20 protein-coding genes are annotated in these 25,788 nt (G+C 72.3%); 11 read left to right on the top strand and 9 right to left on the bottom strand.

The features are described 5' to 3' along the window. Positions 1-13 precede the first annotated feature (13 nt). Positions 14-796, top strand: a complete 783-nt coding sequence (locus KJK29_RS27980; RefSeq protein ID WP_215121944.1) for an adenosylcobinamide-GDP ribazoletransferase — start codon at positions 14-16, stop codon at positions 794-796. Positions 797-812: 16 nt separating this feature from the next. Here the strand turns inward: KJK29_RS27980 and KJK29_RS27975 are convergent, their stop codons facing one another. The 5 genes from KJK29_RS27975 to KJK29_RS27955 all read right to left on the bottom strand — a co-directional run bounded on the left by KJK29_RS27975 (position 813) and on the right by KJK29_RS27955 (position 7,425). Continuing rightward, entirely contained in the window at positions 813-1,595 is a 783-nt protein-coding gene (locus KJK29_RS27975; protein ID WP_215121943.1) for an endo alpha-1,4 polygalactosaminidase, read from the bottom strand. Continuing rightward, positions 1,592-2,251, bottom strand: a complete 660-nt coding sequence (locus tag KJK29_RS27970; RefSeq protein WP_215121942.1) for a spherulation-specific family 4 protein — start codon at positions 2,249-2,251, stop codon at positions 1,592-1,594. Before KJK29_RS27970 ends, KJK29_RS27975 begins: the two co-directional genes overlap by 4 nt. Continuing rightward, a complete protein-coding gene (locus KJK29_RS27965; protein WP_215121941.1) occupies positions 2,248-3,759 on the bottom strand; it encodes a hypothetical protein in 1,512 nt (503 codons plus the stop codon). Before KJK29_RS27965 ends, KJK29_RS27970 begins: the two co-directional genes overlap by 4 nt. Next, a complete protein-coding gene (gene pelF / locus KJK29_RS27960) occupies positions 3,756-5,279 on the bottom strand; it encodes a GT4 family glycosyltransferase PelF (RefSeq protein ID WP_215121940.1) in 1,524 nt (507 codons plus the stop codon). Before pelF ends, KJK29_RS27965 begins: the two co-directional genes overlap by 4 nt. Before the next feature lie 112 nt (positions 5,280-5,391). Then, positions 5,392-7,425, bottom strand: coding sequence for a hypothetical protein (locus KJK29_RS27955; protein ID WP_251057966.1), 2,034 nt, complete (start codon positions 7,423-7,425; stop codon positions 5,392-5,394). A gap of 354 nt (positions 7,426-7,779) precedes the next feature. Between KJK29_RS27955 and KJK29_RS27950 the strand changes: the two genes are divergently transcribed. The 7 genes from KJK29_RS27950 to KJK29_RS27920 all read left to right on the top strand — a co-directional run bounded on the left by KJK29_RS27950 (position 7,780) and on the right by KJK29_RS27920 (position 18,466). Continuing rightward, complete coding sequence (locus tag KJK29_RS27950) at positions 7,780-9,306, top strand: leucyl aminopeptidase (RefSeq protein WP_215121939.1); 1,527 nt, start codon at positions 7,780-7,782, stop codon at positions 9,304-9,306. Positions 9,307-9,777: 471 nt separating this feature from the next. Continuing rightward, a complete protein-coding gene (lpdA, locus tag KJK29_RS27945) occupies positions 9,778-11,166 on the top strand; it encodes a dihydrolipoyl dehydrogenase (RefSeq protein WP_215121938.1) in 1,389 nt (462 codons plus the stop codon). A 62-nt stretch (positions 11,167-11,228) separates the two neighbouring features. After that, positions 11,229-13,004, top strand: coding sequence for a 2-oxoglutarate dehydrogenase, E2 component, dihydrolipoamide succinyltransferase (gene sucB, locus KJK29_RS27940; protein WP_215121937.1), 1,776 nt, complete (start codon positions 11,229-11,231; stop codon positions 13,002-13,004). A gap of 234 nt (positions 13,005-13,238) precedes the next feature. Further along, complete coding sequence (locus tag KJK29_RS27935) at positions 13,239-13,862, top strand: GntR family transcriptional regulator (protein ID WP_215121936.1); 624 nt, start codon at positions 13,239-13,241, stop codon at positions 13,860-13,862. A gap of 268 nt (positions 13,863-14,130) precedes the next feature. Beyond that, positions 14,131-16,833: a pyruvate dehydrogenase (acetyl-transferring), homodimeric type gene (gene aceE, locus KJK29_RS27930; protein ID WP_215121935.1), complete on the top strand. Its 2,703-nt coding sequence runs from the start codon at positions 14,131-14,133 to the stop codon at positions 16,831-16,833. Between the two features lie 59 nt (positions 16,834-16,892). Further along, positions 16,893-17,891: a helix-turn-helix transcriptional regulator gene (locus tag KJK29_RS27925; protein ID WP_215121934.1), complete on the top strand. Its 999-nt coding sequence runs from the start codon at positions 16,893-16,895 to the stop codon at positions 17,889-17,891. Between the two features lie 56 nt (positions 17,892-17,947). Next, positions 17,948-18,466, top strand: coding sequence for a DUF4240 domain-containing protein (locus KJK29_RS27920; RefSeq protein ID WP_215124493.1), 519 nt, complete (start codon positions 17,948-17,950; stop codon positions 18,464-18,466). Here KJK29_RS27920 and KJK29_RS27915 read toward each other — a convergent pair. Further along, positions 18,456-18,650 carry a hypothetical protein gene (locus KJK29_RS27915; RefSeq protein WP_215121933.1) on the bottom strand — a complete coding sequence of 65 codons (195 nt, stop codon included), beginning with the start codon at positions 18,648-18,650 and terminating at the stop codon, positions 18,456-18,458. The two genes, KJK29_RS27920 and KJK29_RS27915, sit on opposite strands and share 11 nt — an antisense overlap. Next, on the bottom strand, positions 18,647-19,567 hold the full coding sequence (locus KJK29_RS27910; RefSeq protein ID WP_251057965.1) for a peptidoglycan recognition protein family protein: 921 nt from the start codon (positions 19,565-19,567) through the stop codon (positions 18,647-18,649). The genes KJK29_RS27915 and KJK29_RS27910 overlap by 4 nt, the downstream gene beginning before the upstream one ends. Positions 19,568-19,757: 190 nt before the next feature. Between KJK29_RS27910 and KJK29_RS27905 the strand changes: the two genes are divergently transcribed. Continuing rightward, entirely contained in the window at positions 19,758-20,942 is a 1,185-nt protein-coding gene (locus KJK29_RS27905) for a MarP family serine protease (RefSeq protein WP_215121932.1), read from the top strand. A gap of 7 nt (positions 20,943-20,949) precedes the next feature. Here KJK29_RS27905 and KJK29_RS27900 read toward each other — a convergent pair whose 3' ends face one another. Further along, positions 20,950-21,438 (bottom strand): GNAT family N-acetyltransferase, encoded by a 489-nt coding sequence (locus KJK29_RS27900; RefSeq protein ID WP_215121931.1) that lies wholly within the window; start codon positions 21,436-21,438, stop codon positions 20,950-20,952. 71 nt (positions 21,439-21,509) lie between these two features. On the opposite strand from KJK29_RS27900, the gene KJK29_RS27895 reads away from it, so the two are divergent. After that, positions 21,510-22,406 (top strand): TIGR01777 family oxidoreductase, encoded by an 897-nt coding sequence (locus KJK29_RS27895; protein ID WP_215121930.1) that lies wholly within the window; start codon positions 21,510-21,512, stop codon positions 22,404-22,406. 236 nt (positions 22,407-22,642) lie between these two features. Then, positions 22,643-24,058, top strand: a complete 1,416-nt coding sequence (locus KJK29_RS27890; RefSeq protein WP_215121929.1) for an NAD(P)/FAD-dependent oxidoreductase — start codon at positions 22,643-22,645, stop codon at positions 24,056-24,058. Between the two features lie 69 nt (positions 24,059-24,127). On the opposite strand, the gene KJK29_RS27885 is transcribed toward KJK29_RS27890, so the two are convergent. Further along, a complete protein-coding gene (locus tag KJK29_RS27885; RefSeq protein WP_215121928.1) occupies positions 24,128-25,615 on the bottom strand; it encodes a regulator in 1,488 nt (495 codons plus the stop codon). Positions 25,616-25,788 lie beyond the last annotated feature (173 nt).

Below are 25,788 nucleotides of genomic sequence, written 5' to 3'. Positions count from 1 at the left end.
GTAGCCTGCGCCGGTGTCCAGAACCTCGCCCCTCGACGGTCTCCGCTTCGCCTTCGGCACCCTGACGGTGTTCCCGGTCCGGGTGACCCGGTGGGACCGGGAGGCCGCGCGCGGCGGCATGCTGTGCGCTCCCCTGGCCGGGCTGGCGGTCGGTGCCGCTGCCGCCGCCGTGGGGCTGGTGCTGCTGTTCCTCGGTGCGGGCGGGCTGCTCGCCGCCGTGGCCACCGTCGCCGTGCCGGCCGTCCTCACCCGGGGGCTGCATCTCGACGGGCTCGCGGACACCGCCGACGGCCTCGGCAGCGGCAAGCCCGCCGAGGACGCGCTGCGGATCATGAAGCAGTCGGACATCGGGCCGTTCGGGGTCATCGCCCTCGTCCTCGTCCTGCTCGCCCAGGTCACCGCCCTCGCCCAGGCCTACGACGCCTCCTGGGCCCGGGGCGCCTTCGCCGCGGTCGTCTCCGCGACGGTCGCCCGGCTGGCCCTGACCCTGGCGGCCCGGGCCGGGGTGCCCGCGGCCCGGCCGGAGGGGCTGGGGGCGGCGGTCGCGGGCGTGGCGCCCCCGCGCGGGGCGCTGCTCACCGCCGTCGCCGTCACCGGGGCGGCGGCAGCGGGGAGCGCCTTCTGGGGGCCGTACGACGTGGTGCGGACCGGGTGCGCGGTCGTCCTCGCCCTGGTCGCCTCCGAAGCGCTGCTGCGGCACTGCACGCGCCGCTTCGGCGGGGTCACCGGGGATGTCTTCGGCGGGCTCGCGGAGACGGCGGCGACGACGGCGCTGGTCGTCCTGGTGCTGGGCTGACGGATCGAGCCCGGGCTCAGCAGGCCTGTCGCCAGACCCCCAGTTCGTACTTCTTGAGCAGCGAACTGAGCTTCAGACGGCGGGACTCGGCACAGAAGCGGCGGGTGGGCACCTCGTACTCGACGTGGAAGACCGCCTTGCCCGCGTCGACGAACGGCTTCAGGGCCGCGCACTCGCGGTACTGGGCGCACTGCTCGTTGACCGCGAAGTCGAAGTCCTTGACCAGCTCGGGGATCTGGTCCAGGTCGTTCTTCAGGCCGACGGCCAGGCCCCGGTCGTGGGCCAGGCGGGCGATGAGGCGGTTGTAGCGGAGCTGGTCGGCGGCCTTCAGCGGGAAGCCCGTCTCGTTGCGGTAGCCGTCCATGTTGTCGGGCTCGACCGCGTCGAAGCCCTTGTCGCGGCACATGTCGATCCGGGCCGCCATGAGGGGCTCCAGGACGTCGGTGCGGCGGATGTCCAGCCAGCGTTCGCCCTTCCAGCCGTTGCCGCGCCCGAGGACGGACTTCGGGAACTCCTCGGCGTCCGGGCGGAACTCCTCCCAGGCGCCGGTGGACAGATAGCAGATGACCTTGCGGTCCTCGCGGTGCAGGCGGGTGACGGTGGCCTCGGAGTGGTCGAAGCCGTCGATGTCGTAGACCGGCACGTCGACGGAGGTGTCCAGCTTCCCGCTGAGCTGCCACTGCCAGGCGATGCCCGGCCGGGGCTGCCAGCGGGGGCCCGGTTTGTCGTCGGCGGGCTTCTGGGTGCAGCCGGCGAGCAGCAGGACGAGCAGGGCGACGAGCGAGGACGTGCGTCTCACGGGGTGTTCTCCGGGTGGTGCAGGGTGTACGGCAGGGTGCCCCAAGGATGATCGCCGGTGCCGGGCACCGCACAATGCACCGCCGCGCCCCGCGCCCTGGCCAGGCCCTCCGGGTCGGCGTCGGGCGGCACGTCGTACACCAGGTGGCACAGCCGCACGTCGCCGCCGCCGGGCCACGGCTCGGGGCGCAGCGCGCGGTAGGACGCCCAGGTGCCCTCGAAGGTGACGAGGACGTCGGCGATACGGGCGTAGCAGGGGTGGGGTGCCGTGCCGTGGTTGAGGACGAGGGTGCCGCAGCCGACGCCCCAGGCGGCCACCGCCAGCCGCTGGTAGTACTCGAAGTGCTCGGGCCCGGAGGGGACCTGGTCGAGGAAGGCGCCGTCGGTGCCGTACCAGTCGCGGTGCCGGGTGAGGTCGCGGACGACGTCGGTGGTGGCGCGGCGGGCGTAGTCGGTGTCGGCGTACCCGAGGACCCGGACGCCCGCGTCCCGCAGCCGGGCGGCGACCTCCGCGAAGGCCGTGTCGGGACGGTCGCCGGGGCCGCTGGCCGGGTTGAGGACCACCCCGTAGAGGCGGGGCGCGGCGGCCAGGATCGCCTCCCATTCGGCGGGGCGGACGGAGGGGTGCTCGTAGTACGGGACCAGGAGAGTGCTCATCGGTGGGCTGTTGCCCTCCCCAGCAGGGCGCACACCAGGGCGCCTTGGACCACGGCCGCCGTGCCGTACACGGCCGGGCCCACCAGCTGCGGGTCCCCGGTGCGGGTGACGAGGAGCAGGGTCTGGGCGAGGGCGGCGGCGCAGCACACCGCCGTCGCGCCGGTCACCGCGCCGAAGGACTGGAGCAGCAGGCCCGTCCACAGCACCACGCCCAGCAGGAGCAGCCCGGCCAGCCGGACACCGCCGGGGACCGGGGCGTGCGGCCACAGGGCGGATGCGGCGAGGCTCAGTAAGAGCAGGGCGGTGAGGTAGGCGGCCAGGCAGGCGACGACGGTGAGGACGGTGGTGCGGCGGAAGGCCCCGGTGGTGCCGCTGGAGCGCAGTGCGGCGAGGCCGCCGCTGCGGAATCGATACAGCAGCCACTCGGCGGGGCCCATGCTGAGGGTGAGCGCCACGGCGGCGGGGGCGGCGACCGCGCTGCCGGCCTCACCGGCTAGGACGTCGCCGAGGGCCGCGTACAGCACGAGAACGCCGGTGGCGAGCCCGAACAGGGCGTACGGCAGGGAGCCCGTGAGCCGGGGTCCGGCGGGGCGACGGGGTGCGGGGGCGGTGCCGGACGCGCCCGGCGGGAGCAGGGCGGTGAGAACGGCGGTCCACCCGCCCTCCTCCTTCACGGCCGGTGCCACTTCGCGCGCGGCGAGGGCCGCCACGGCCGCCAGGGAGCCCAGCAGGAGAACCAGGCTCACGGCCTCGGGCAGCGGGTCGGCCAGGGACAGCACCGCGCCCGCCGCCATCGGCGCGAGGGCGGCCAGCAGGAGCCGTTCGCGGCCCAGCACCAGCAGGACGGTCGCCGCCGCCAGATAGCAGGACTGCCCGGCGGCGAAGGCGACTGCGGCCGGGGCGGCTCCGGCCGCACAGGCCAGGGCGACCACCGAGCCGAGCAGGGCCCCGGCCGGGGCACCGAGCAGCAGGGCGCGCCGGGCGGCCGTACGGTCGCCCAGCCCCAGCCACGCATAGGCCCGGTGGGCGAGGCCCTGGTTCCAGGTCCAGCCGCACAGGGCGCCGGCGAGCAGCGGGACCGTGCCCGGCGGGAGGCCGAAGTCCGCGTCGCCGGCGAACAGGGGCGCGCCGAGGACGTAGGCGAGACCGGGCAGGGCGAAGACGACACCGCGCAGCAGACAGCCGAGCAGGCCGGTCCGCCAGGGGTCGGCGGCGGGGCCGTCGGGCTCGGGGTAGCGGCGTTCGACGCGTTCGTAGAGGGTCTCGGCGAGCGCGAAGGAGTTCTTGACGCCGTACCGCTCGCGTATCTGGTCGTCGGAGAGGCCGTCGGACTCCAGCAGCGCGGCGATCTCGTCCGGGTGGACGGCCGCGGCGATGAAGTCCTGGAGGCGGGCGGCGAGTTCGTCGACCGGGTCGGGCAGGGCCCAGCTCGGGGTGGCGCGCTGCCGGGGGATGTAGGGCAGGGTGTCCGGGCGGGAGCCCGGCGGGAGCCAGACGCTTCCGCTCACCAGCCCGTGCCGTTCGTCGCCACGGCCGCGTACCAGGGATCACGCAGTTCCAGGGTCCAGTCGGCGACCATCTCCAGCGTGGGCTCGTACACCTCGTCCTCGCCCGCGAGTTCCTTGTAGATGGTGCGGAAGGCGTCCACCGAGCGGCGCAGCGTGAACCGGTCGATGACGCGCTGGCGCGACAACGCGCCCAGTTCGAGACGCCGTTCGTCGTCCTTGAGCAGGGTCAGCGCGGCGGCGGCCATCTTCTCCGGCTCGCGCGGCGGTACGACCAGTCCCGTGTCGCCGACGGCCTCGCACACCCCGCCGACGTCCGTCGACACCGTCGTACGGCCGCAGGACATGGCCTCGATGATGGAGAACGGGAAGCCCTCGGAGATCGACGACAGCATGACGACGTGCCCGGCAGCGTAGGCCCGCCAGACCTCGGTGATGCGGCCCTCGAAGGTCAGGCCGTCGGTGACGCCCAGTTCGGCGGCGAGCTTCTCCAGCCGGGTGCGGTAGGCCTCGCCGCCGGGCGGGACCGGGCCGAAGAGCCTGAGCCGGGTCGCGGGGATCTCCGCGCGCACCATCGCGTAGGCGCGGATCAGGGTCTCCAGGTCCTTGATGGGGTCGATCCGGCCGCACCAGGAGAGGGTGGGCACCTCGGGCTCGGGGCCGGCGTGCGGGAAGGCGGCCGGGTCGACGCCGTTGTAGACCGTGCGGATCTTGCCGGCGTCGGCGCCGCCGCGCTCCTCCCAGCGGCGGTTGTACTGGTTGCACGGGGTGATCAGATCGGCGGCGCGGTAGCCGTAGGAGTTCAGCTCGCGGTAGAAGCCGAGCATGAAGGCCTTCACGGGCCAGCGCTGGGCGTCGTTGCGGTAGCCGAGGTAGCGCTCGCGCAGATAGATGCCGTGCTCGGTGAGCAGAAACGGTACGCCGTCCAGGTGGCGGGCGGCGAGCGCGGGCAGGGTCGCGAGGCCGCTGCTGACGGCGTGGGCGACGGAGTCCTCGGGGATGCGGACGCCCAGGGGCCTGAGGGCGTGTTCCAGGAGGTCGGTCGCGGTGAGGGCGTCATGGACCGTGGGGCGTGCGGCCGCGGTCGGCAGATGCGGCATCGTCCAGATCCACATCAGGGACTTCAGCGCCGACTCGGTGCGCAGGGCCGCCGACAGGCGGCCGTCCCGGGCGAGTTCGGCCAGCTCGTTCAGGGACGTGCCGAAGTCGGTGGGCGAGCCGGGGTCGAGGAAGGAGAGCAGGAAACGCTCGTAGGTGTCGGTGAAGCGGCGGCGGGCCTTGCCGTAGGGGGGCCTCGCTCGGCCGGGGCGGGGGCCCCAGGTGGGGACGGAGGTGTGGGCGTAGACGTTGGGCGGCAGGTCCCAGGTGACGGGTTCGCGGCCGTTGCCGGTGAGGGAGACGATGTGGAAGTCGACCTCCGGCATGCCCTTGACGAGTTGGTCGCACCAGGTGCTGACGCCGCCGTGAACGTGTGGGTAGGTGCCTTCTGTGAGCATGGTGACGTGGCGGCCTGTTCGCCTCATGCGGTGTTTCCCCCTGTAGTGCGGTTTTGTGCGGGGAACTGCTGCCCGGATGCCGGGTGCGGGCATCGTGTGGCTGGTCGCGCAGTTCCCCGCGCCCCTGAAGTACGTATCCCTACGGCAGCTTCAAGGTGAGAGCCGACGAGAGTGCTGCCGGGCCGGTCCACGCCGAGCGGGATCCCGCGTACGGGGTGCCGAAGGCCGTGGTGCCCAGGAGGAGTTGTTTCTTGGTGCCCTCCGGGGCGGTCACCGGGATCTGGGTGCCGGACGGGGCCGTGACGGTCACGGTGGTGCCGATGCGGTAGGCCGTCACGCGGCCGTTCGCCAGGGCGGTCTGCCAGGCGGCGCGGCGCTGGACCTCGGTGCCGATGGCGCTGTGCCGGGGGTTCTCCAGCGGGGTGCTGTCGGCGAACAGGGATCGATAATCGGCCAGCACCTTCTCCATGACCGGGTAGAGCAGCCGGTCCTCGGCCAGGTTGGACTGGTGCGCGTAGTGCGGTCTGGGGTCGCCCGCGAGGGCGTGGCCCAGGGCGGTGCGCGCCTCCTGGGGGACGATGTGCTCGGCGTAGCCGGTGGTGGTGTCGAGCGGCTCGTCCAGGCAGGTCGAGGTGGGGTTGTCCTCGCAGACGCCGCTGCCGCCGTCGCCGCGCGAGGTGTAGATCCAGTTGTACTCGTCGGCCATCTCGGCCGCCGTGCCCACGTTGTAGTACACGTTCATCGGGTGGCGCGGGACGGTCAGCGCGTTACCGATCGCCCGCTGCTCGGGCTCGCGTGAGTTGTCCGAGGCGATCCACTTGACGCCGGTGTCGGCGAGGGCGCGGGACAGGTTCGGGTTGTCGGCGGGCTGCTGGGGCAGCGTCTTCAGGCCCGAGTGCTCACCGGTGACGAGTTCGGCGCGGTCGACCGGAAGGCCCTTGCCCACGGCCCAGTTGTGGTTGTCGCGGATCTGCGCGGCGATCTCGGCGCGGCTCGTGTACTTCACCGAGCCGTCCGCGTTCTTCGCGCAGCTCCACGGCACGCTGGAGGTGTCCTGGACACAGCCGAGGAACGGGTGCGTGTAGGTGTGGTTGACCCAGCGGTACTGCGCCTCGTCGGCGAGCAGCCGGTCGGTGAGGGCGTCGGTGCCGCCGTGTTCGGCCTTCCACTCCTCGCCGGAACCGGCGTTGTAGACCATGTCCATGGTGAAGCCGTGCTCGCGCTGCCACCGGGCGGCGTAGGCGGCGTCGTCCGCGGTCATGCGGATCGGCGTGGTGCCCTCGCCGTCGCCGCCCGCGCAGTCGAAGTCACCCGGGGTGCAGTTGCGTTCGGTGTCCCAGCGGCTGTCCGGGGCGAACACGTCGTCGACGTGCACCGCGAAGGAGTTGCGGGTCTGCCCCAGGTGCACGCCCTGGGTGAGCCACTCGACGATGCCCCGGGCCAGCAGCCGGAACTGCTGCTGGTTGTTGTTGTACGCGAAGGTCACGACGAGTTCGCGGCGGCCGTCGTGGGCGTACTCGCCGACGAGGCTGCCGCGGCCGGTGCCGCCGGGCACGGGGATGTCGACATAGCTGGTGAAGCCGGCGCGGGGCCGGGCGACATAGCCGTAACTCTCCTGCACGTCCGGCGCGTTGTCCTCGAACCGGAACGCGCCCTGGAGATAGCCGAACCGGCCGGCCTTCCCGGCTGCGGTGACCGATGCCTCGCGCCCGTCGAGGGTGCCCGCCCAGCCGCCTTCACTGGTGTAGTCGAGGCCGACCCTCGGGTGGGCCCAGGTGTAGGCGTCGACCTGCGGGATGCCGTACGTCCGTTCGTACGTCTCCAGGGCGGTCTGCTCGGCGGAGCCCGCGCCGAACGGGGCCTCGTTCGGCAGGACGACGCCCTGGTACTTGGCGCGGGGCCTGCCGCTGACCGTGTCGCTCAGGAACGACTCGGTGATTCTCGGGCGGCCGGAGTCGTTCAGATCGACGGTGGTGTACGGGACACCCGTGCTTCTGAGCTGGGCGGTGACGGCCTTGACGGGACTGTCGCCGTTGTCCACCACCAGCACCTTGAGATCGATGCGCGGCTCTTCCGCTGCCGCCGCCCCGGGCGCCGTCGCCCCGGCCGTGATCATGCCTGCCGCCGTCATCGCCGCGGCCGTGTTTCTCCACCTGCGCGCACGCTGCGCCATGGTTCCTCCCCCAAGAAGATCCCAGAGATCCCCTTGCGGTCGAACAAAGGCCGAACAGAGGAGGATCAGTGAAAATCATGCAAAGCGGCGAGCGAGACTCTTGCCGGATCCGAGCGAGTGTGACCGAGTTCACCGCCTTGAGGGATCAAGAAATGGCTACTTCGCGACCGACAGGTGAACACCCGCAGTAATGAGCGAACGCGACCACGCGCGTAGTCTCGTCGTCGAGTGTTCGCCGCACCGGGGAAGGCCCCGTGATCGCCGGCCCCGAGTCGGAATAGGGTCGGCTCGGGCCCGGTCGACCCACACCGTTCGACCATCGCAACTTCACATCGGAAGCGAGATTTCACCACCGTGACTGCTCTCACTCTCAGCACCGCCGCGGCGCCCGGCCTGCGGGCCGACGCGATCGTGATCGGTGTCGCCAAGGGTGCCAAGGGGCCGGTCGTCGCACCGGGCGCCGAGGCCGTGGACAAGGCGTACGACGGCAAGCTCGCCGGCGTCCTGGAGACTCTCGGCGCCTCCGGTGCCGAGGGCGAGTTGACGAAGCTGCCGGCACCGTCCGGCTTCAAGGCACCGCTCGTACTGGCGGTGGGCCTGGGCGCGGTACCCGAGAAGGACGCCGACTACGACACCGAGGCCCTGCGCAGGGCCGCCGGCGTCGCCGCCCGCGCCCTGTCCGGGACCAAGAAGGCCGCCTTCGCCCTGCCGCTGACGGACGCCGCCGACGCCGGCGCGATCGGCGAGGGCGCGCTGCTCGGCGCGTACTCGTTCGACGCCTACAAGGAGAACGGCAAGGACCCCAAGGCGAAGAACGGCAAGGCCCCCCTCGCCGAGGTCACCCTGCTGGGCGGCAAGCCCCGCGACAAGGCGTACAAGGCGGCGATCGAGCGTGCCGCCGCCGTGTCCGAGGAGCTCAACCGCGCCCGCGACCTGATCAACACCCCGCCGAACGACCTCAACCCCGAGGCGTTCGCCGCGGTCGCGCAGACCGCGGCCAAGGAGCACGGCATCAAGGTGCAGGTGCTCGACGTGAAGGCCCTGGAGAAGGGCGGCTACGGCGGCATCCTCGGCGTCGGGGCCGGCTCGGCGGCGGGACCGCGCCTGGTGAAGCTGTCCTACACCTCCTCGAAGGCGAAGAAGCACCTCGCCTTCGTCGGCAAGGGCATCACCTACGACTCGGGCGGCATCTCGCTGAAGCCGGCCGGTCACAACGAGACGATGAAGTGCGACATGAGCGGCGCGGCCACCGTGTTCGCCGCGGTCGTCGCCGCCGCGCGGCTGGGTCTCGAGGTCAACGTCACCGGCTGGCTCGCCCTGGCCGAGAACATGCCGTCCGGTTCCGCGACCCGTCCGGGTGACGTGCTGCGGATGTATAGCGGCAAGACGGTGGAGGTGCTCAACACCGACGCCGAGGGCCGGCTGGTGCTGGCCGACGCCCTGTGGGCGGCCTCCCAGGAGAAGCCGGACGCGATCGTGGACGTGGCGACGCTGACCGGGGCGATGGTGCTGGCGCTGGGCAACCGGACGTTCGGGATCATGGGCAACGACGACGCGTTCCGCTCCGCGGTGCACGAGGCCGCGGAGGAGGTCGGGGAGCCGGCGTGGCCGATGCCGCTGCCGGAGCACCTGCGCAAGGGGATGGACTCCCCCACGGCCGACATCGCGAACATGGGCGAGCGGATGGGCGGCGGGCTGGTCGCCGGTCTGTTCCTGCGCGAGTTCGTGGGCGAGGGGATCACCTGGGCGCACCTCGACATCGCGGGGCCGGCGTTCAACGAGGGCGGGCCCTTCGGGTACACGCCGAAGGGTGGTACGGGGTCGGCTGTGCGGACGCTGGTGCGGCTGGCGGAGCTGACGGCCGCGGGTGACCTCGGCTGAGTTCGCCTATTGGCTCGGCCTCGCCGGTTGTGTGGCGAGTGCGGGGGCGTGGGGGTTGTTCGCGCAGTTCCCCGCGCCCCTGAAGGCGTGCCCCCGCTGCTCGTCGCAGGCGAGCGTGGGGGCTGGTCGCGCCCGCGCGGCGGAGCCGCAGATCGAACACAGCCCCGCGCCCCTGAAGGCGTGACCCCGCTGTCCGTCGCAGGCGAGCGTGGGGGCTGGTCGCGCCCGCGCGGCGGAGCCGCTGATCGAACACAGGCCCGCGCCCCTTGGGGCGTGCCCCCGGGGGCACTCTCATCTGAACGTGGGGCGTCTCACACAGCAGCCCGGCGTCTCTTTGTGTGTCGACAAGTGCGAAGATGGGGCTCGGCAGGACAGGGCCCCACCGAAGGGCCGAAGAACGAGCGGCCGGACACCAGCCGCCTGCCGGTCAGTGAAGACCGGCGTACGGCGCACATGCATGGAGGACGTGACGTGGCGAACGACGCCAGCACCGTTTTCGACCTAGTGATCCTCGGCGGTGGCAGCGGTGGTTACGCCGCGGCCCTGCGCGGGGCGCAGCTTGGCCTGGACGTCGCCCTGATCGAGAAGGACAAGGTCGGCGGGACCTGCCTGCACCGGGGATGCATCCCCACCAAGGCTCTGCTGCACGCGGGCGAGATCGCCGACCAGGCCCGCGAGAGCGAGCAGTTCGGTGTGAAGGCCAGCTTCGAGGGCATCGACATCGCCGGCGTCCACAAGTACAAGGACGGCGTGATCTCCGGCCTGTACAAGGGCCTGCAGGGCCTGGTCGCCTCGCGCAAGGTGACGTACATCGAGGGTGAGGGCAAGCTCTCCTCCCCGACCTCCGTCGATGTGAACGGCCGGCGCGTCCAGGGCCGCCACGTGCTGCTCGCGACCGGCTCCGTGCCGAAGTCGCTGCCCGGCCTGGAGATCGACGGCAACCGCATCATCTCCTCCGACCACGCCCTGGTCCTGGACCGTGTGCCGAAGTCGGCCATCGTCCTCGGCGGCGGTGTCATCGGCGTCGAGTTCGCCTCCGCCTGGAAGTCCTTCGGTGCGGACATCACCGTCATCGAGGGCCTGAAGCACCTCGTGCCGGTCGAGGACGAGAACTCCTCCAAGCTGCTCGAGCGCGCCTTCCGCAAGCGCGGCATCAAGTTCAACCTGGGCACCTTCTTCGAGAAGGCCGAGTACACCCAGGACGGTGTCAAGGTCACCCTCGCCGACGGCAAGGAGTTCGAGGCCGAGATCCTGCTGGTCGCCGTCGGCCGCGGCCCGGTCTCGCAGGGCCTCGGCTACGAGGAGCAGGGCGTCGCCATGGACCGCGGCTACGTGCTGGTCGACGAGTACATGCGCACCAACGTCCCGACCGTCTCCGCCGTCGGTGACCTGGTCCCGACCCTCCAGCTCGCGCACGTCGGCTTCGCCGAGGGCATCCTGGTGGCGGAGCGTCTGGCCGGTCTGAAGACCGTTCCGATCGACTACGACGGTGTCCCGCGGGTGACGTACTGCCACCCGGAGGTCGCCTCCGTCGGCATCACCGAGGCCAAGGCCAAGGAGATCTACGGCGCGGACAAGGTCGTCGCTCTGAAGTACAACCTCGCGGGCAACGGCAAGAGCAAGATCCTGAACACCACGGGCGAGATCAAGCTCGTGCAGGTCAAGGACGGTGCCGTGGTCGGCGTCCACATGGTCGGCGACCGCATGGGCGAGCAGGTCGGCGAAGCCCAGCTGATCTACAACTGGGAGGCGCTGCCCGCCGAGGTCGCGCAGCTCGTCCACGCCCACCCGACGCAGAACGAGGCGCTCGGCGAGGCCCACCTGGCCCTGGCCGGCAAGCCCCTCCACTCGCACGACTGACCCCCTCGGTCGAAAAGCGACGACACAGACTTCCGCACTTTCCGTAAGGAGCAACCGAAACCATGGCGGTTTCCGTAACCCTTCCGGCGCTCGGCGAGAGCGTCACCGAGGGCACTGTCACCCGCTGGCTGAAGGCCGAGGGTGAGCGCGTCGAGGCCGACGAGCCGCTGCTCGAGGTCTCGACCGACAAGGTCGACACCGAGATCCCCTCCCCCGCAGCCGGTGTCCTGGCCTCCATCAAGGTCGCCGAGGACGAGACCGTTGAGGTCGGCGCCGAGCTGGCCCTCATCGACGACGGCAGCGGTGCCCCCGCCGCCGCCCCGGCCCCGGCCGCCGAGCAGGCCCCCGAGCCCGCTCCCGAGCCGGCCGCGGCCGCCCCGTCCACCGAGCAGGCCGCCCCGGCGCCCGCTCCCACCACCGACGCCGCCGCCGGCGGCGGCTCCGCCGAGGGCACGGACGTCGTCCTGCCCGCGCTCGGCGAGTCCGTCACCGAGGGCACCGTCACCCGCTGGCTGAAGTCGGTCGGTGACAGCGTCGAGGCCGACGAGCCGCTGCTCGAGGTCTCCACCGACAAGGTCGACACCGAGATCCCGGCGCCCACCGCGGGCACGCTGCTGGAGATCGTGGTCGGCGAGGACGAGACCGCCGAGGTCGGCGCCAAGCTCGCCGTCATCGGTGTCGCGGGCGCGGCTCCGGCCGCCGCTCCGGCGCAGGAGGCCCCGGCCGCCCCGGCCGAGCCCGCCCCGGCGCCCCAGCCGGCCGCCCCGGCCCCGCAGGCTCCGTCGGCCCCGGCCCCGCAGCAGCAGGAGACCCCGGCTCCCGAGCCGGCCCCGGCCGCTCCGGCGCCCGCCCCGGCTCCGGCCCAGGCCCCGGCCGCTCCGGCCGCCGCCCAGCCGACCGACGACGGCGCCTACGTCACCCCGCTGGTGCGCAAGCTCGCCGCCGAGAACGGCGTCGACCTGTCCACCGTCAAGGGCACCGGCGTCGGCGGCCGTATCCGCAAGCAGGACGTCATCGCCGCCGCCGAGGCCGCGAAGGCCGCCGCCGCTGCCCCGGCTCCGGCCGCGGCCGCCGCTGCTCCGGCCGCCAAGAAGGCCCCGGTGCTGGAGACCTCGCCGCTGCGCGGCCAGACCATCAAGATGCCGCGGATCCGCAAGGTCATCGGCGACAACATGGTCAAGGCCCTGCAGGAGCAGGCCCAGCTGTCCTCGGTCGTCGAGGTCGACGTCACGCGTCTGATGAAGCTGCGCGCCCGGGCCAAGGACTCCTTCGCGGCCCGTGAGGGCGTGAAGCTGTCCCCGATGCCGTTCTTCGTCAAGGCCGCGGCCCAGGCGCTGAAGGCGCACGCGCCGATCAACGCCAAGATCAACGAGGCCGAGGGGACCATCACCTACTTCGACACCGAGAACGTCGGTATCGCGGTGGACTCCGAGAAGGGCCTGATGACCCCGGTCATCAAGAACGCCGGTGACCTCAACCTGGCCGGTATCGCCAAGGCCACGGCGGAGCTCGCGGGCAAGGTCCGTGCCAACAAGATCACCCCGGACGAGCTGTCCGGCGCGACCTTCACCATCAGCAACACCGGTTCGCGTGGCGCGCTCTTCGACACGATCATCGTGCCGCCCGGCCAGGTCGCCATCCTCGGCATCGGCGCCACGGTCAAGCGCCCCGCCGTCATCGAGACGGAGGAGGGCACGGTCATCGGCGTCCGCGACATGACGTACCTGACCCTGTCCTACGACCACCGCCTGGTGGACGGCGCCGACGCCGCCCGCTACCTGACGGCGGTCAAGGCCATCCTGGAGGCGGGCGAGTTCGAGGTCGAGCTCGGCCTCTGACCTTTTTGCACGGCTGAACAGTGCCCCCGCCCGGACATCACCGGGCGGGGGCACTGCCTGCTTTCAGGGGCGCGGGGAACTGCGCGAGCAACCACCACGGCACGGCAGCCGAACGACGAAGTCACACCCCCCATGTAAGTCTCGTCTCACCTGCACCAAGACACCCCCACCCATCCCGCCCGCGGAGCGACCCGGCCTTATTGTCTAAACGTCAAACCCCTTTAAGGAGCTCACATGACCGCGCCCGTCATCCACTCGCTGCGCGAGCAGATCCGCGAGCACATCCTGGAGGGGATCATCAGCGGACGCTGGCAGCCGGGCGAGCGGATCGTCGAGCGCCGGATCGCCACGGAGCTGGAGGTCAGCCAGACCCCGGTCCGCGAGGCCCTGCGCGAGCTGGAGTCCCTGCGCCTGATCGAGTCCGCTCCGAACAAGGGCGTCCGCGTACGGAACCTCACCGCCGCCGACCTGGAGGAGAGCTACCCGGTCCGGGCCGGTCTGGAGGCCATCGCGGCGGAGCTGGCGGCCCAGGGCCTCGCCGAGGACTGCGGGGCGCTGGAACCGCACGTCACCGCCCTGTACGAGGCCGACCGCAGGTCGGACGGCACCGCCCAGGTCCGCCACACCGTCGCCTTCCACCGCGAAATGGTCCGCGCGGCGGGCAACTCCGTCCTGCTGCACACCTGGGAAGGCCTCGGCATCGAGGTGTTCACGGCCCTGTCGATCCGCTGGCTGGGCACCCAGCAGCAGTCGTACGCGGAGGAGCACGAGGAGCTGGTCGCCGCCTTCAAGCGCCGCGACCCCCGGATCGCCGAACTGGTGAAGGCCCACGTCCTGGGCTGCGCGCCCCGGGCGTGACATTCGGGCACACCTCCGCTCATACGCCTCTCACCTGCGAAAACCAGCCCAAAACCCGTCACCGCGTGCCACTCCCGGAGGCACCGCGTGCCTACTTTCTCGTGATCAAGAGGTTTTACGCCTCAACCCTTTGATCGATCATCGATCAGAGAGTTACAGTCGCCGACGGGCTTGCCACCCAAGCCCCAGCCCTGTCCTGCCAAAGACAAAGGGCACCCCCGAACCCTTACCGATGAGGGAACCCCCTTCGACTGAGGAAGGCGGCGACATGACCGACCCCAAAGCCATCCAGCCGAGCGAGCTCGACCAGCTCCCGGACCGGGACCCGGAGGAGACCGCCGAATGGCAGGCCTCCCTGGACGCGGTGACCGAGGCGGCCGGACCGCATCGTGCCGCATACCTCATGCGGCGCACGCTGGAGCGTGCCGAGGGCGCCGGCCTGGCGCTGCCGAAGCTCCTGGAGACCGACTACGTCAACTCCATCCCCACCGCCGCCGAGCCCGGCGTGCCCGGTGACGAGGCGATGGAGCAGCGGATCACCGCGTGGAACCGCTGGAACGCGGCCGCGATGGTGACCCGGGGCAGCAAGTACGGCGTCGGCGGCCACATCGCCACCTTCGCCTCCGCGGCCTGGCTCTACGAGACCGGCTTCAACCACTTCTTCAAGGGCAAGGAAGCCGACGGCTCCGGCGACCAGCTCTACATCCAGGGCCACGCCTCCCCCGGCATCTACGCCCGCGCCTTCCTCGACGGCCGGCTGAACGAGAGCCAGCTCGACAACTTCCGCCGCGAGGCGGGCGGCGACGGCCTGCCGTCCTACCCGCACCCGCGCCGTCTGCCCTGGCTGTGGGAGTTCCCGACGGTGTCGATGGGCCTCGGCCCGCTCTCCGCCATCTACCAGGCGCGCTTCAACCGCTACCTGGCCAACCGCGGCATCAAGGACACCGCCGGTTCGCATGTGTGGGCGTTCCTCGGCGACGGCGAGATGGACGAGCCCGAGTCGACGGCGGCCCTCGCGCTCGCCGCGCGTGAGGAGCTGGACAACCTCACGTTCGTCATCAACTGCAACCTGCAGCGCCTCGACGGCCCGGTCCGCGCCAACTTCAAGATCGTGCAGGAGCTGGAGGCCCAGTTCCGCGGCGCCGGCTGGAACGTGATCAAGACGCTGTGGGGCACGGCCTGGGACGAGCTGTTCCAGCTCGACACCAGCGGCGCGCTCGTACGCCGTCTGCGTCAGGTACCGGACGCGCAGATCCAGACGTACCAGACGCGTGACGCCGCCTACATCCGCCAGGACTTCTTCGGCGCCGACCCGGCGCTCGTGGAGCTGGCGAAGCTGCTGAGCGACGACAAGATCCTCGAGTGTTTCCACTTCTCGCGCGGTGGTCACGAGGCGCGCAAGGTGTACGCCGCCTACCGTGCGGCCGTCGAGCACAAGGGCGCGCCGACCGTGATCCTGGCCCAGACGGTCAAGGGCCACACCCTCGGCGAGGGCTTCGCGTCGAAGAACGCCAACCACCAGATGAAGAAGCTGACGGTGGACGAGTTCAAGAACATGCGCGATCTGCTGGAGCTGCCGATCAAGGACGGCGACTTCGTGGACGGCGTGGTGCCCTACGGCCACCCGGGCGCCGACTCCCCCGAGGTCCGCTACCTCCAGGAGCGCCGCGCCGCCCTCGGCGGTCCGGCCCCGGCCCGTCGTGTGCACCCGGTCGCCCCGCTGCCCGCCCCGGCGGAGAAGGCGTTCGCGTCCTTCGACAAGGGCTCCGGCTCGCAGAACGTGGCGACGACGATGGCGTTCGTCCGCCTGGTCAAGGACCTGGTCCGCGACAAGGAGTCGGGCAAGCGCTGGGTGCCGATCGTCCCGGACGAGGCGCGCACCTTCGGTATGGAGTCGCTGTTCCCGTCGCTCGGCATCTACTCGCCCAAGGGCCAGACGTACGAGCCGGTCGACCGCGACCAGCTGATGTACTACAAGGAGGCCAAGAACGGCCAGATCCTCAACGAGGGGATCACCGAGGCCGGTTCGATGGCCGACTTCATCGCCGCTTCGACGTCGTACGCGACGCACGGCGAGGCGATGATCCCGTTCTACATCTTCTACTCGATGTTCGGCTGGCAGCGCACGGCCGACCAGATGTGGCAGCTCGGCGACCAGCTCGGCCGCGGCTTCCTGATCGGCGCCACGGCCGGCCGCACCACCCTGACCGGTGAGGGCCTGCAGCACGCCGACGGCCACTCCCCCGTCATCGCGGCGACCAACCCGGCGGCCCTGTCGTACGACCCGGCGTTCGCCTACGAGGTCGCGGCGATCGTCAAGGACGGTCTGCGCCGGATGTACGGCGAGGCGGCCCCGGGCGAGGACCAGAACGTCTTCTACTACCTGACGGTCTACAACGAGCCGATGCCGCAGCCGGCGAAGCCGTCCGTGGACGGGGTCGACGAGGGCATCGTCAAGGGCCTGTACCGCTTCAACACGGCGGAGTCGGCGGGCATCACGCCGCCGGCCAACGCCCCGCGGATCCAGCTCCTCGGCTCCGGTACGGCGATCCACTGGGCGCTCAAGGCGCAGCAGCTGCTCGCCGAGGAGTGGGGCGTGGCGGCCGACGTGTGGTCGGCGACGTCCTGGGGCGAGCTGCGCCGGGACGCCCTGGAGGCGGACGAGGCGCTGCTGCGCGGCGAGGAGCGGGTGCCGTTCGTCCGGCAGGCGCTCCAGGGCGCCGAGGGCCCGGTGCTGGCGGTCTCCGACTACATGCGCCAGGTCCCGGACCAGATCGCGCAGTGGGTCGAGCAGGACTATTCCTCGCTGGGCGCCGACGGCTTCGGCCTCTCGGACACCCGTGAGGCGGCCCGCCGCCACTTCGGCGTGGACGCCGAGTCCATCGTCGTCGCGGCCCTGGCCCAGCTCGCCAAGCGCGGCGAGGTCAAGGCGACGGCCGTGAAGGAAGCGCGCGAGAAGTACGGTCTGTGAGAACCGACCGGTGATCGGCAGGCCCTCGCTCCGGCGGGGGCCTGCTGCATGATGTGCCCATGCGTGCTGCCCGGCTCATCAAGATGGTGCTGCTGCTCCAGTCCCGGCCGGCCATGACGGCCGCCGAACTCGCCCGTGAGCTGGAGGTGTCGGAGCGGACCGTGACCCGGGACGCCCAGGCGCTGTCGGAGGCGGGTGTGCCGGTGTACGCGGACCGGGGCCGGGCCGGCGGGTACCGGCTGATCGGCGGGTACCGGACGCGGCTGACCGGGCTGCACCGGGGCGAGGCGGAGGCGCTGTTCCTGTCCGGGGTGCCGGGGGCGCTGCGTGAGATGGGTCTGGAGGACGCCGCCTCGGCCGCTCAGCTGAAGGTGTCGGCGGCGCTGCTGCCGTCCCTGCGGGACGCCTCGAAGACGGCGGCGCAGCGGTTCCATCTGGACGCGCCGAACTGGTTCAAGGAGCCGAGGACGCCCGCGCTGCTGCCTGCCGTCGCCGACGCCGTGTGGGACGACCGGCGGGTCGTCGCCCGCTACCGGCGCGGGGAGGACGAGGTCGTCCGGGAGCTGGAGCCGTACGGGCTCGTGCTGAAGGCGGGCGTCTGGTACCTGTGCGCGCGGGTGGCCGGGGGCGGGTCCTTCCGGGTGTACCGGATCGACCGGTTCACGGCGGTGGAGCCGGGCGAGGAGCGCTTCGAGCGGGAGCCGGAGTTCGAGCTGCCGGCCTTCTGGGAGGAGCGGGCGGAGCAGTTCGCCCGGTCCATCCTGCGGGCACGGGTGGTGGTGCGGCTGTCCCCCTACGGTGTGCGCGCCCTGCCCCATGCCCTCGACTCGCTGTCCGCGCGGGAGGCCCTGGCGGACGCGGAGGAGCCGGACGCCGACGGATGGGTGACGGTGGCTCTGCCGGTGGAGTCCGAGGAGGTCGCCCACACCCAGCTCACGGCGCTCGGCGCGGAGGTGGAGGTGCTGGCGCCCGAGGGCCTGCGCGAGCGGTTCGCGGCGGACGCGCTGCGGCTGGCCGGGCTCTACCACCCCGGGCACCGGCCCCGGGGCGGCGCATAACGATCCCGCGCACTCCGGGTGCGCCCGTGTGTCCCAGGGCCGATGCTTGTCCCGTGATGGACGAGACGGAGTTCTGGGAGCTGGTGGACGACTCGCGCGAGGCCGCCGAAGGCGACCCGGAGGAGCAGGCCGACCTGCTCGTGGAGCGGCTCTCGCAGCTCGACCCGGACTCGGTCCTGGACTTCGCCCGTCACTTCGAGTCGCGCTACAACCGCGCCTACCGGTGGGACCTGTGGGGTGCCGCCTGGGTGCTGCTGGACGGGGCGAGCGACGACGCCTTCGACTTCTTCCGGTGCTGGCTGATCGGCCAGGGCCGCCATGTCTTCGAGGGCGCCGTGCACGACCCGGACGCGCTCGCCGAGCTGCTGGACGACTTCGACGAGGAGATCGACGGCGACGGCGAGGAACTCGGCTACGCGGCGGACGAGGCCTACGAGCAGCTCACCGGTGTGGTCGCCCCGGATCTGGCGATCCCGCCCGCGCCCCCGGAGCCGGAGGGCACCTCGCTCGACTTCGAGAACGACCGGCTTCTCGCCGACCGCTATCCCCGGCTGTGGGAGCGTTTCAGGGGCTGACCGCCAGGCTCCGGGGCTCGGCCTTCACCTCGTGGTGCAGCGGGGCCGCGTTGGCCTGGTCGAGGGCGGACGCGGTGGCCGCCGCCGGGCCCAGGACGACGGTCGCGACCGCGCAGAGCACCGCCCAGGGGCCGCGCGTGGCCGCGCTCCAGGTGTGCGGGTTCTTCGTACGAACGTCGTTCATGGTCCCCACCTCCGGTCGGCTGCCTGTGGTGGCGACCGTAGGGGGCCGGGATCTGAGGACACTGCGCGTCGGCTGTGGCCTTGCTGTGGGTCCTTCGGCCGGTGCTGCAGACGGGCCGCCAGCTCTCTGATCTCCGGCAGGCGGGCGTGCAGGGCGGCGCCGGGGCAGCTGGTCATGTAGCCGTCGTTGTGGCCCGCGAGGGCGGGCAGTTTCGCGGTGGTGCCGGCCGCGTACCGGCTCAGGCCGTTGCTGGAGACCAGGCGGACGCTGGCCCGCGGGTCGGTGCCGGACAGGCCCAGCTTCCAGGCGGACAGCGCGGCGATGGCCTGGACCATGGCCTGCGGTACGGGCATGCCCTCGGTGAAGGTGCCGAGGGCGGCGATGCCGGTGGTGCCGTGGTTGAAGCCCTGGGTGTGGGCGCCGGTGACGGCACGGTCGACGCCGCCGGCGCGGCCCTCGTAGATGGTGCCGCAGCGGTCGACGACGAAGTTGTAGCCGATGTCGTCCCAGTCCCGGACGCCGGTCTGGCCGGTGTACACGTCCCGGATGATGCGGGGCGAGTCGGCGCAGTCGTAGCCGTTGGGTGTGTCGGTGTGGTGGACGAACACGGCGGAGACCCGGTCGTCGTAGCGGGGGCGCGGCTGGGTGCGGGCAGCGTCGCCCAGCCACTGCGACCGGAGCACGATGTGCGGCCGGGGGGCGGTGTGGGGCTTGGCGGTGGGGCGGGCCGCGGCCGGCTCGGGGGCGCTGTCGGCGGCGTTCTCGACGCCGTAGGCGCACAGCACCAGCGCGACGGCGGCACAGAGGCCCGGCAGGCAGCCGAGGCCCACCCGGGCCGCACGCGGCAGCCCGGTTATGCCGGGTGTCCTGGCGGCGCGGTGCCTGCGCGCACCCTGCCGTCTTCGGAAGACACGCATGTGCTCACTGTCGACCCGATCCGGTCCGTCCGCGATGTGTGATGTGCCACCCGGTGGAACCATCGTCACGGTCCGCGACGTTTTTCCTGGTGCACGGACGCGTGGCCGGTTCTGATCATCCACGCGCGTGTGACTGATCACCGGGCCCTCCCCCCACGTACTAAGGGGTTCCGAATGAAAGGCGGCGTGCGTGGACCTGCTCGACATCCTGCTGTTGCTGGTGGTCCTGGCCTATGCGGCGTCGGGGTACCGGCGCGGGCTGGTGGCCGGCTGTGTGTCACTGGCGGGCTTCGTGGGCGGCGCCGTCATCGGCGTGTGGGCCCTGCCGTGGGTGATGGACCTGGTGACGCCGGGGACCACGGGGGCGACGCTGACAGCGGTGTTCACGGTGCTGCTCCCGGCGGTGGTGGGGCACGAGCTGGCGGGGCGTCTCGCGCTGCGGCTGCGGCGGGAGCTGGACAGGGGGCCGCTCAGAGTGGCGGACGGGGTCGGCGGGGCCGTGGCCAACTCCGTGGCCGTGCTGATCGTGGCGTGGGTGGCCGCGAGCGTCCTGGGCGTGTCCTCGTCGCCGCTGGTCACCTCGGCGATCCGGGACTCGAAGGTGCTGGACGCCGTGCAGCGGACGATGCCGGACACCACGCCGGCCTGGTTCTCGGGGGCCACCTCCGCACTGACCCAGGCGGGCTTCCCGCAGGTCTTCAACCCGTTCGAGAACGAGTCGACCGCCGAGGTCGCCGCGCCCTCCGGTGACAGCGTCACGGCGGCCGCCACCGACGCCGCCAAGCGGAGCACGGTGAAGGTCGAGGGCGTCGCCGGCACCCAGGGCCGCGAGGGCAGCGGGTTCGTGTACTCCCGGGAGCATGTGATGACCAACGCGCATGTGGTGGCCGGCATCGACGAGCCGACCGTGCAGATCGGCGGGGTCGGGCGGACGTACGAGGCGCGGGTGGTGCTCTTCGACTCGCAGAAGGACGTGGCCGTGCTGTACGTGCCGGGTCTGAAGGCGCCGGTGCTGCGGTTCGACGACGCCGCGGAGCGCGGGGACTCGGCGGTCGTCGCGGGCTATCCGCAGGACGGCGACCTGAACCTCCAGGCGGCGACGGTCGCGAACCGGGTGCGGGCGACGGGCCAGAACATCTACAACGACGGGACGGTCACCCGCGAGATCTACTCGATCCGCTCCACCGTCCGCCCCGGCAACTCCGGCGGCCCGCTCCTCACCACCGACGGCCGGGTCTACGGCGTGGTCTTCGCCCGCTCCACCTCGGACGCCGAGACGGGCTACGTCCTGACGGCGGCCGAGGTCGCCGCCGACGCGCGCCGGGCGGCGGACGCGACGGCCCCGGTGGACACGGGCGAGCTGGCCGCGTCGTAGATCCGGCTCAGAGGGAGCGCCCCATCAGTACGTCGTCGACGTACTTCCCATCGAGCAGGAACTCCTCGGGCAGGATCCCCTCCACCACGAACCCCTCGGACTCGTAGAGTCCCCGGGCCGGAACGTTGTGGGCGAGGACGCGCAGGGTGATGCGGCGGGCGCCGCGGCGGCGGGCCTCGTCGACGGCGGCGCGGACCAGCGCTCGCCCGACGCCCCGGCCGCGCGCGTGCTCGCCGACGGCCAGGCCCTGGATCTGGCGGACGTGCCGGCCCGCGTCGACCGGGGTGGGGAAGCCGAGGTGGACATAGCCCGCGAGGCGGTCGCCGACCTCGGCGACAAGGCAGTCCTCGGGCGCGTGCCGCTCGTTGAAGAAGGGCGGGTACGGCGGCTTCGGCTCGGGCAGCACGGCATGCAGAGGTGACCATGCGGCGCGGTCGAGCAGCCCGAGCGCCTCCTCGTCGTCGAGCCGTGCGGGTCGTATGTGCGGAGTCGGCATGGCGGTCACGTTACGTCGGCGCCAGCGGTTCCCGACGGGGCTTTTACGGGCGCGACCGGCAAGATTGAGCCATGCGACGCATCGCGGTGACCGGCGCCTCCGGTCTGATCGGCAGCGCTCTGGTGCGGTCCCTGACCGCGGACGGGCACGAGGTGGTGCGCCTGGTGCGCCATGAGCCCCGGGCGGCGGACGAGGTCCGCTGGGACCCGGAGGGCGGGCGCGTGGACGCGGCCGGGCTCGCCGGGTGCCACGGGGTGGCGAACCTGGCGGGTGCCGGGGTCGGCGACCGCCGCTGGACGGACGACTACAAGCGGAGGATCCGCGACAGCCGGGTGAACGGCACGGCGGCGCTCGCCGAGGCCGTCGCCGCGCTGGACGACAAGGACCGGCCGGGGGTGTTCGTCAACGGCAGCGCCATGGGCTACTACGGCGAGACCGGGGACCGGACCGTCGACGAGAGCGCGCCGGCGGGTGAGGGCTTCCTGCCGTCGCTGTGCGTGGAGTGGGAGGGCGCCGCGGCACCGGCCCAGGAGGCCGGTGTGCGCACGGTGTTCACACGGACCGGACTGGTCGTCTCCCGCGACGGCGGCGCGTGGGGGCGGCTGTTCCCGCTGTTCCAGGCGGGGCTCGGCGGGCGGATGGGCGACGGGCGGCAGTACTGGTCATTCATCGCCCTGCACGACGAGGTCGCCGCGATCCGGCATCTCCTCGACACGGACGGTCTGTCCGGGCCGTTCAACCTCACCGCCCCGAACCCCCTGACGAACCGTGAGATCGTCGCGGCGATGGGACGCGTGCTGCACCGCCCGACCGTGTTCGCCGTGCCCGCGCCCGTCCTGCGGAGCGTGCTCGGCGAGATGGCCGGGGATGTGCTCGGCAGCGCCCGGGTGTTGCCGACGCGGCTGCTGGAGTCGGGCTTCCGGTTCGCGTTCCCGGAGATCGAGGGGGCGATCCGGGCGGCGCTGTGACGAGTCCCGTACGAGTCGCGGCCGTTTCGGCACAGCTCCTCGAGTCGCCCACAAGCAATCTGCGACCACTTCATGCCCACAAGGCATCCGTATGCGACCGCCGTGCGACCGTGCCCTGTTGATGCGCGACCCCATTTGACCGATCACAGCCCTACCCTCGACCAGAACTCGCGTATCCCTGCGGCCTGTTGAGGGCATGACGTCTCCAGCGCCCGCGCAACCTCGAGGAGGGGCACGTGCTTGAGCCCGCGTACCAGGCGGACGTGGTCGTCGTGGGGGCCGGGGTCGCCGGACTCTCGGCCGCGAACCGGCTCACCCGCGCAGGAGTGACGACCATGGTCCTGGAGGCCGCCCATGGGGTCGGCGGCCGCATGGCGACGGAGAAGGTCGACGGCTTCCGGCTCGACCGGATCGGCCAGTTGCTGTCCACGGCGTATCCGGAACTACGACTGACACCCGGACTGGGCGGGCTGGTGCTGCGGCCCTTCGCGCCCGGTGTCCTGCTGCACGGCGACGGCCGCCACCATCGCGCGGGCGTCCAGGCCGGTGCAGGGGGCGCACGGGGCGCACGAGGCGCGCTCCATGCGGTCCGTGCCCTGGCGAGCGCTCCTCGGTCTCCGGTCGCGCCCAGGCCGCCCAGGAGGCCGGTGGCGGTACCGGGGCGGCAGGTCTCCGTGCCCCGGAGCCGGTCCGGCGCCCCGCTCGGCACGGCCGTCGACCAGGCCCGGCTGGGGGCCGCCCTCACCCGGCTGGCGAGCACCCCGGCCGAACGGCTGCTGACCCGCCCGGAGCTGCCCGCCGGTGAGGCCCTGGCGGCGCGTGGGCTGCCCGCCCGTACGATCGACGGCTTTCTGCGTCCGCTGCTCGCCGCCCTGCTGTGCGACCCGGACCTGACCACGTCCAGCCGGTGCGCGGACCTGGCGCTGCGGGCCTTCGCGAGCGGCCGGCTGTGCGTACCGGAGGGCGGCGCGGAGGCCCTGCCGGAGCTGCTGGCCCGCACGCTGCCGCCGGGCACCGTGCACACCGGCGTGCGCGTCACCTCCGTCTCCACGACCTCGGTGACCACCGCCGAGCACGGCGAGATCCGCTGCCGGGCGGTGCTGGTGGCGACCGGTGCCCGGGCCGCGGCGGAACTGCTGCCCGGGCTGCGGGTACCGGAGTTCCATCCGGTCACGGTGGTGCACCACACGACCGACGAGCCGCCGGAGACGGGGGCGTCGCTGCTGCTGGACGCGGATCTCGGCGGGCCGGTGGCGCATACGGCGGTGGTGAGCCAGGTCGATCCGTCCCGCGCCCCGGCGGGGCGGGCGCTGGTGTCCTCGACGGTGCTGGGGCGGCCTCCGGGGGATGTCGACACGGCGGTGCGGATGCACTTGGCGCGGTTGTACGGGATGCCGACGGCTCGGTGGGAGACGTTGGCCGTCCATCAGACGGTGGAGGCTGTGCCGGCGATGCGGCCGCCGCATGATCTGCGGCGGCCGGTGCGGTTGATCGCCGGGCTGTATGTGTGCGGGGATCATCGGGATACCAGCACGGTGCAGGGGGCTTTGCACTCCGGGCATCGGGCTTCTGCGGCGATCTTGGCGGACTTGGGGGCGGGGCGGTCGATGCATGTGGCCGATCCGCTGCCTACTGTGCCCCGGGCTGCTTAGGTGCTTCGTCGGGTGCGGGTGCGTTGGGGTTGTTCGCGCAGTTCCCCGCGCCCCTGAAAAGCAGACACCTCAGCCAAGGGCCGCTACCTTGTCGCGGTAGCTCCGCACCGGGGCCGCGTCCCTGTACGGCTCGAGTCTCCTTTCGAAGTCCCTCACGTACTCCACCGCCCGCACCGAACGCATCTCCGCGGCCTGGCCCGCCGCCTCCGCTCCGAGTTGGCAGGCCTGGTCGAGTTCGCCCAGGCCCAGGCGGGCGGTGGCCAGGACCACGCGGCAGAAGAGGCGGCTGCGGGCGTAGGAGGGAGCGCGCAGTTGCAGGGAGCGTTCCGCGTGCTGGGCGGCGGCGCGGAACTGTTGCAGGTCGCGGTGGCAGTGGCCGAACTCGTCGGCGAGCTGGGCCTCGTCGAAGAATTTCGCCCAGTGCGGTACGTCGTCCCCGGGCCGGGCCGTCTCCAGGGCGCGCTCGGCGCGGACCAGGGCCGCGGTGCAGGCCCGGACCTCGCCGAGCACTCCGTGCCCGCGGGCCTCGGAGGCGTGCAGCAGGGTCTGCACGACGGGCGGGGCGGAGGTGCCGACGCCCTGCTGTGCCACCCGGGCGAGCTGCACGGCCTCCCGCCCGTGCCCGAGGTAGACGGCCTGCCGGCTCATGGTGACCAGCACATACGCCCCGTACGTCCGGTCCCCGGCGGCCTGGGCGAGCCGGAGCGCCTGCACGAAGTAGCGCTGGGCGAGTCCGTGCGCGGCGATGTCGTACGACGTCCAGCCCGCGAGCCGGGTGAGGTCGGCGGCGGCCGCGAACAGCCTGCGGCCGGTCTGCTCGCCGTAGGTGCCGCGCAGCATCGGCTCGCACTCGTGCTCCAGATAGCGCACGAGGGCCTGGCGGGCGTGACCGCCGCCGTAGGCGTCGTCGAGGGTGCGGAAGAGCTCACCGACCGAGCGCAGGGCGGCGATGTCGCCGGCGGTGACCTTCTGGCCGGGTCCGCGCTCGGCCTGGCCGCGCTGGCGGGGCAGGGACGGTACGCCCGGCACCCCCGGCTCGGTTGCCCCCGGGAGGCGGACGGGGACGCGGCCCTGGGCGGGGATGCGGGCGGCGGGCGGCTCGCCCCGGGCGACCTTCTCGTCGGCCCGGCCGATCAGCCAGTCCCGGCTCGGCACGACGAGCCCGGCCGGGGTGAAGGCGATCTTGCGCAGCTCGGCGTGGCTGCCGGAGTCCTTGCGCCACAGCCCGCTGACGATGTCGACGGCCTCCTCGGGGGCGGCCGCGAACTCCAGCCCCGCGTAGACCGGGGCGCAGGCGTCCAGGCCGAGGTCCTGGGCGGTGAGGCGGCGGCCCAGGCGCCGGGTGAAGACCTCGGCGATGAGCGCGGGCGTGGTGCCCCGGGGCTGCTGGCCGCGCAGCCATCGGGTGACGGAGGTCTTGTCGTATCTCAAGTCGAGCCCGTGTTCGAGACCGAGCTGGTCCACGCGACGGGCGAGTCCCGCGTTGGAGAACCCCGCTTCTGCGATGAGCGCGGCGAGCTGTCGGTTGGGGGTGCGCTGCGCGGGTCGTTCCGTCATGGTGCGGTGCGGTCTCCTGCCTTCCGGTGTCGGTGCTGTGCCGGATTGCCTGTGAGCAGGCCTTTTGGCTTGCTGGACGGCGCGAATGTAGCGGAGAGTAAGCACCCCATCACACATTTTCGCGGACATTCATCCGATCGTGTGAGGATTGGCCCCGGGACTGACGTGTTCGG

The organism is Streptomyces koelreuteriae, assembly GCF_018604545.1.
Taxonomy (GTDB): Bacteria; Actinomycetota; Actinomycetes; order Streptomycetales; family Streptomycetaceae; genus Streptomyces; species Streptomyces koelreuteriae.
Note: the sequence above shows the minus strand (reverse complement) of the source record. Positions and strands in the feature narration are given on the sequence as shown.

Bases quoted from the DNA above. Each gene is read 5' to 3' on its own strand.
- KJK29_RS27970 (WP_215121942.1), bottom strand. From the start codon at position 2,251: ATGAGCACTCTCCTGGTCCCGTACTACGAGCACCCCTCCGTCCGCCCC.
- pelF (WP_215121940.1), bottom strand. From the start codon at position 5,279: ATGAGGCGAACAGGCCGCCACGTCACCATGCTCACAGAAGGCACCTAC.
- KJK29_RS27955 (WP_251057966.1), bottom strand. From the start codon at position 7,425: ATGGCGCAGCGTGCGCGCAGGTGGAGAAACACGGCCGCGGCGATGACG.
- sucB (WP_215121937.1), top strand. From the start codon at position 11,229: ATGGCGGTTTCCGTAACCCTTCCGGCGCTCGGCGAGAGCGTCACCGAG.
- KJK29_RS27935 (WP_215121936.1), top strand. From the start codon at position 13,239: ATGACCGCGCCCGTCATCCACTCGCTGCGCGAGCAGATCCGCGAGCAC.
- aceE (WP_215121935.1), top strand. From the start codon at position 14,131: ATGACCGACCCCAAAGCCATCCAGCCGAGCGAGCTCGACCAGCTCCCG.
- KJK29_RS27925 (WP_215121934.1), top strand. From the start codon at position 16,893: ATGCGTGCTGCCCGGCTCATCAAGATGGTGCTGCTGCTCCAGTCCCGG.
- KJK29_RS27920 (WP_215124493.1), top strand. From the start codon at position 17,948: ATGGACGAGACGGAGTTCTGGGAGCTGGTGGACGACTCGCGCGAGGCC.
- KJK29_RS27915 (WP_215121933.1), bottom strand. From the start codon at position 18,650: ATGAACGACGTTCGTACGAAGAACCCGCACACCTGGAGCGCGGCCACG.
- KJK29_RS27910 (WP_251057965.1), bottom strand. From the start codon at position 19,567: ATGCGTGTCTTCCGAAGACGGCAGGGTGCGCGCAGGCACCGCGCCGCC.
- KJK29_RS27900 (WP_215121931.1), bottom strand. From the start codon at position 21,438: ATGCCGACTCCGCACATACGACCCGCACGGCTCGACGACGAGGAGGCG.
- KJK29_RS27895 (WP_215121930.1), top strand. From the start codon at position 21,510: ATGCGACGCATCGCGGTGACCGGCGCCTCCGGTCTGATCGGCAGCGCT.
- KJK29_RS27885 (WP_215121928.1), bottom strand. From the start codon at position 25,615: ATGACGGAACGACCCGCGCAGCGCACCCCCAACCGACAGCTCGCCGCG.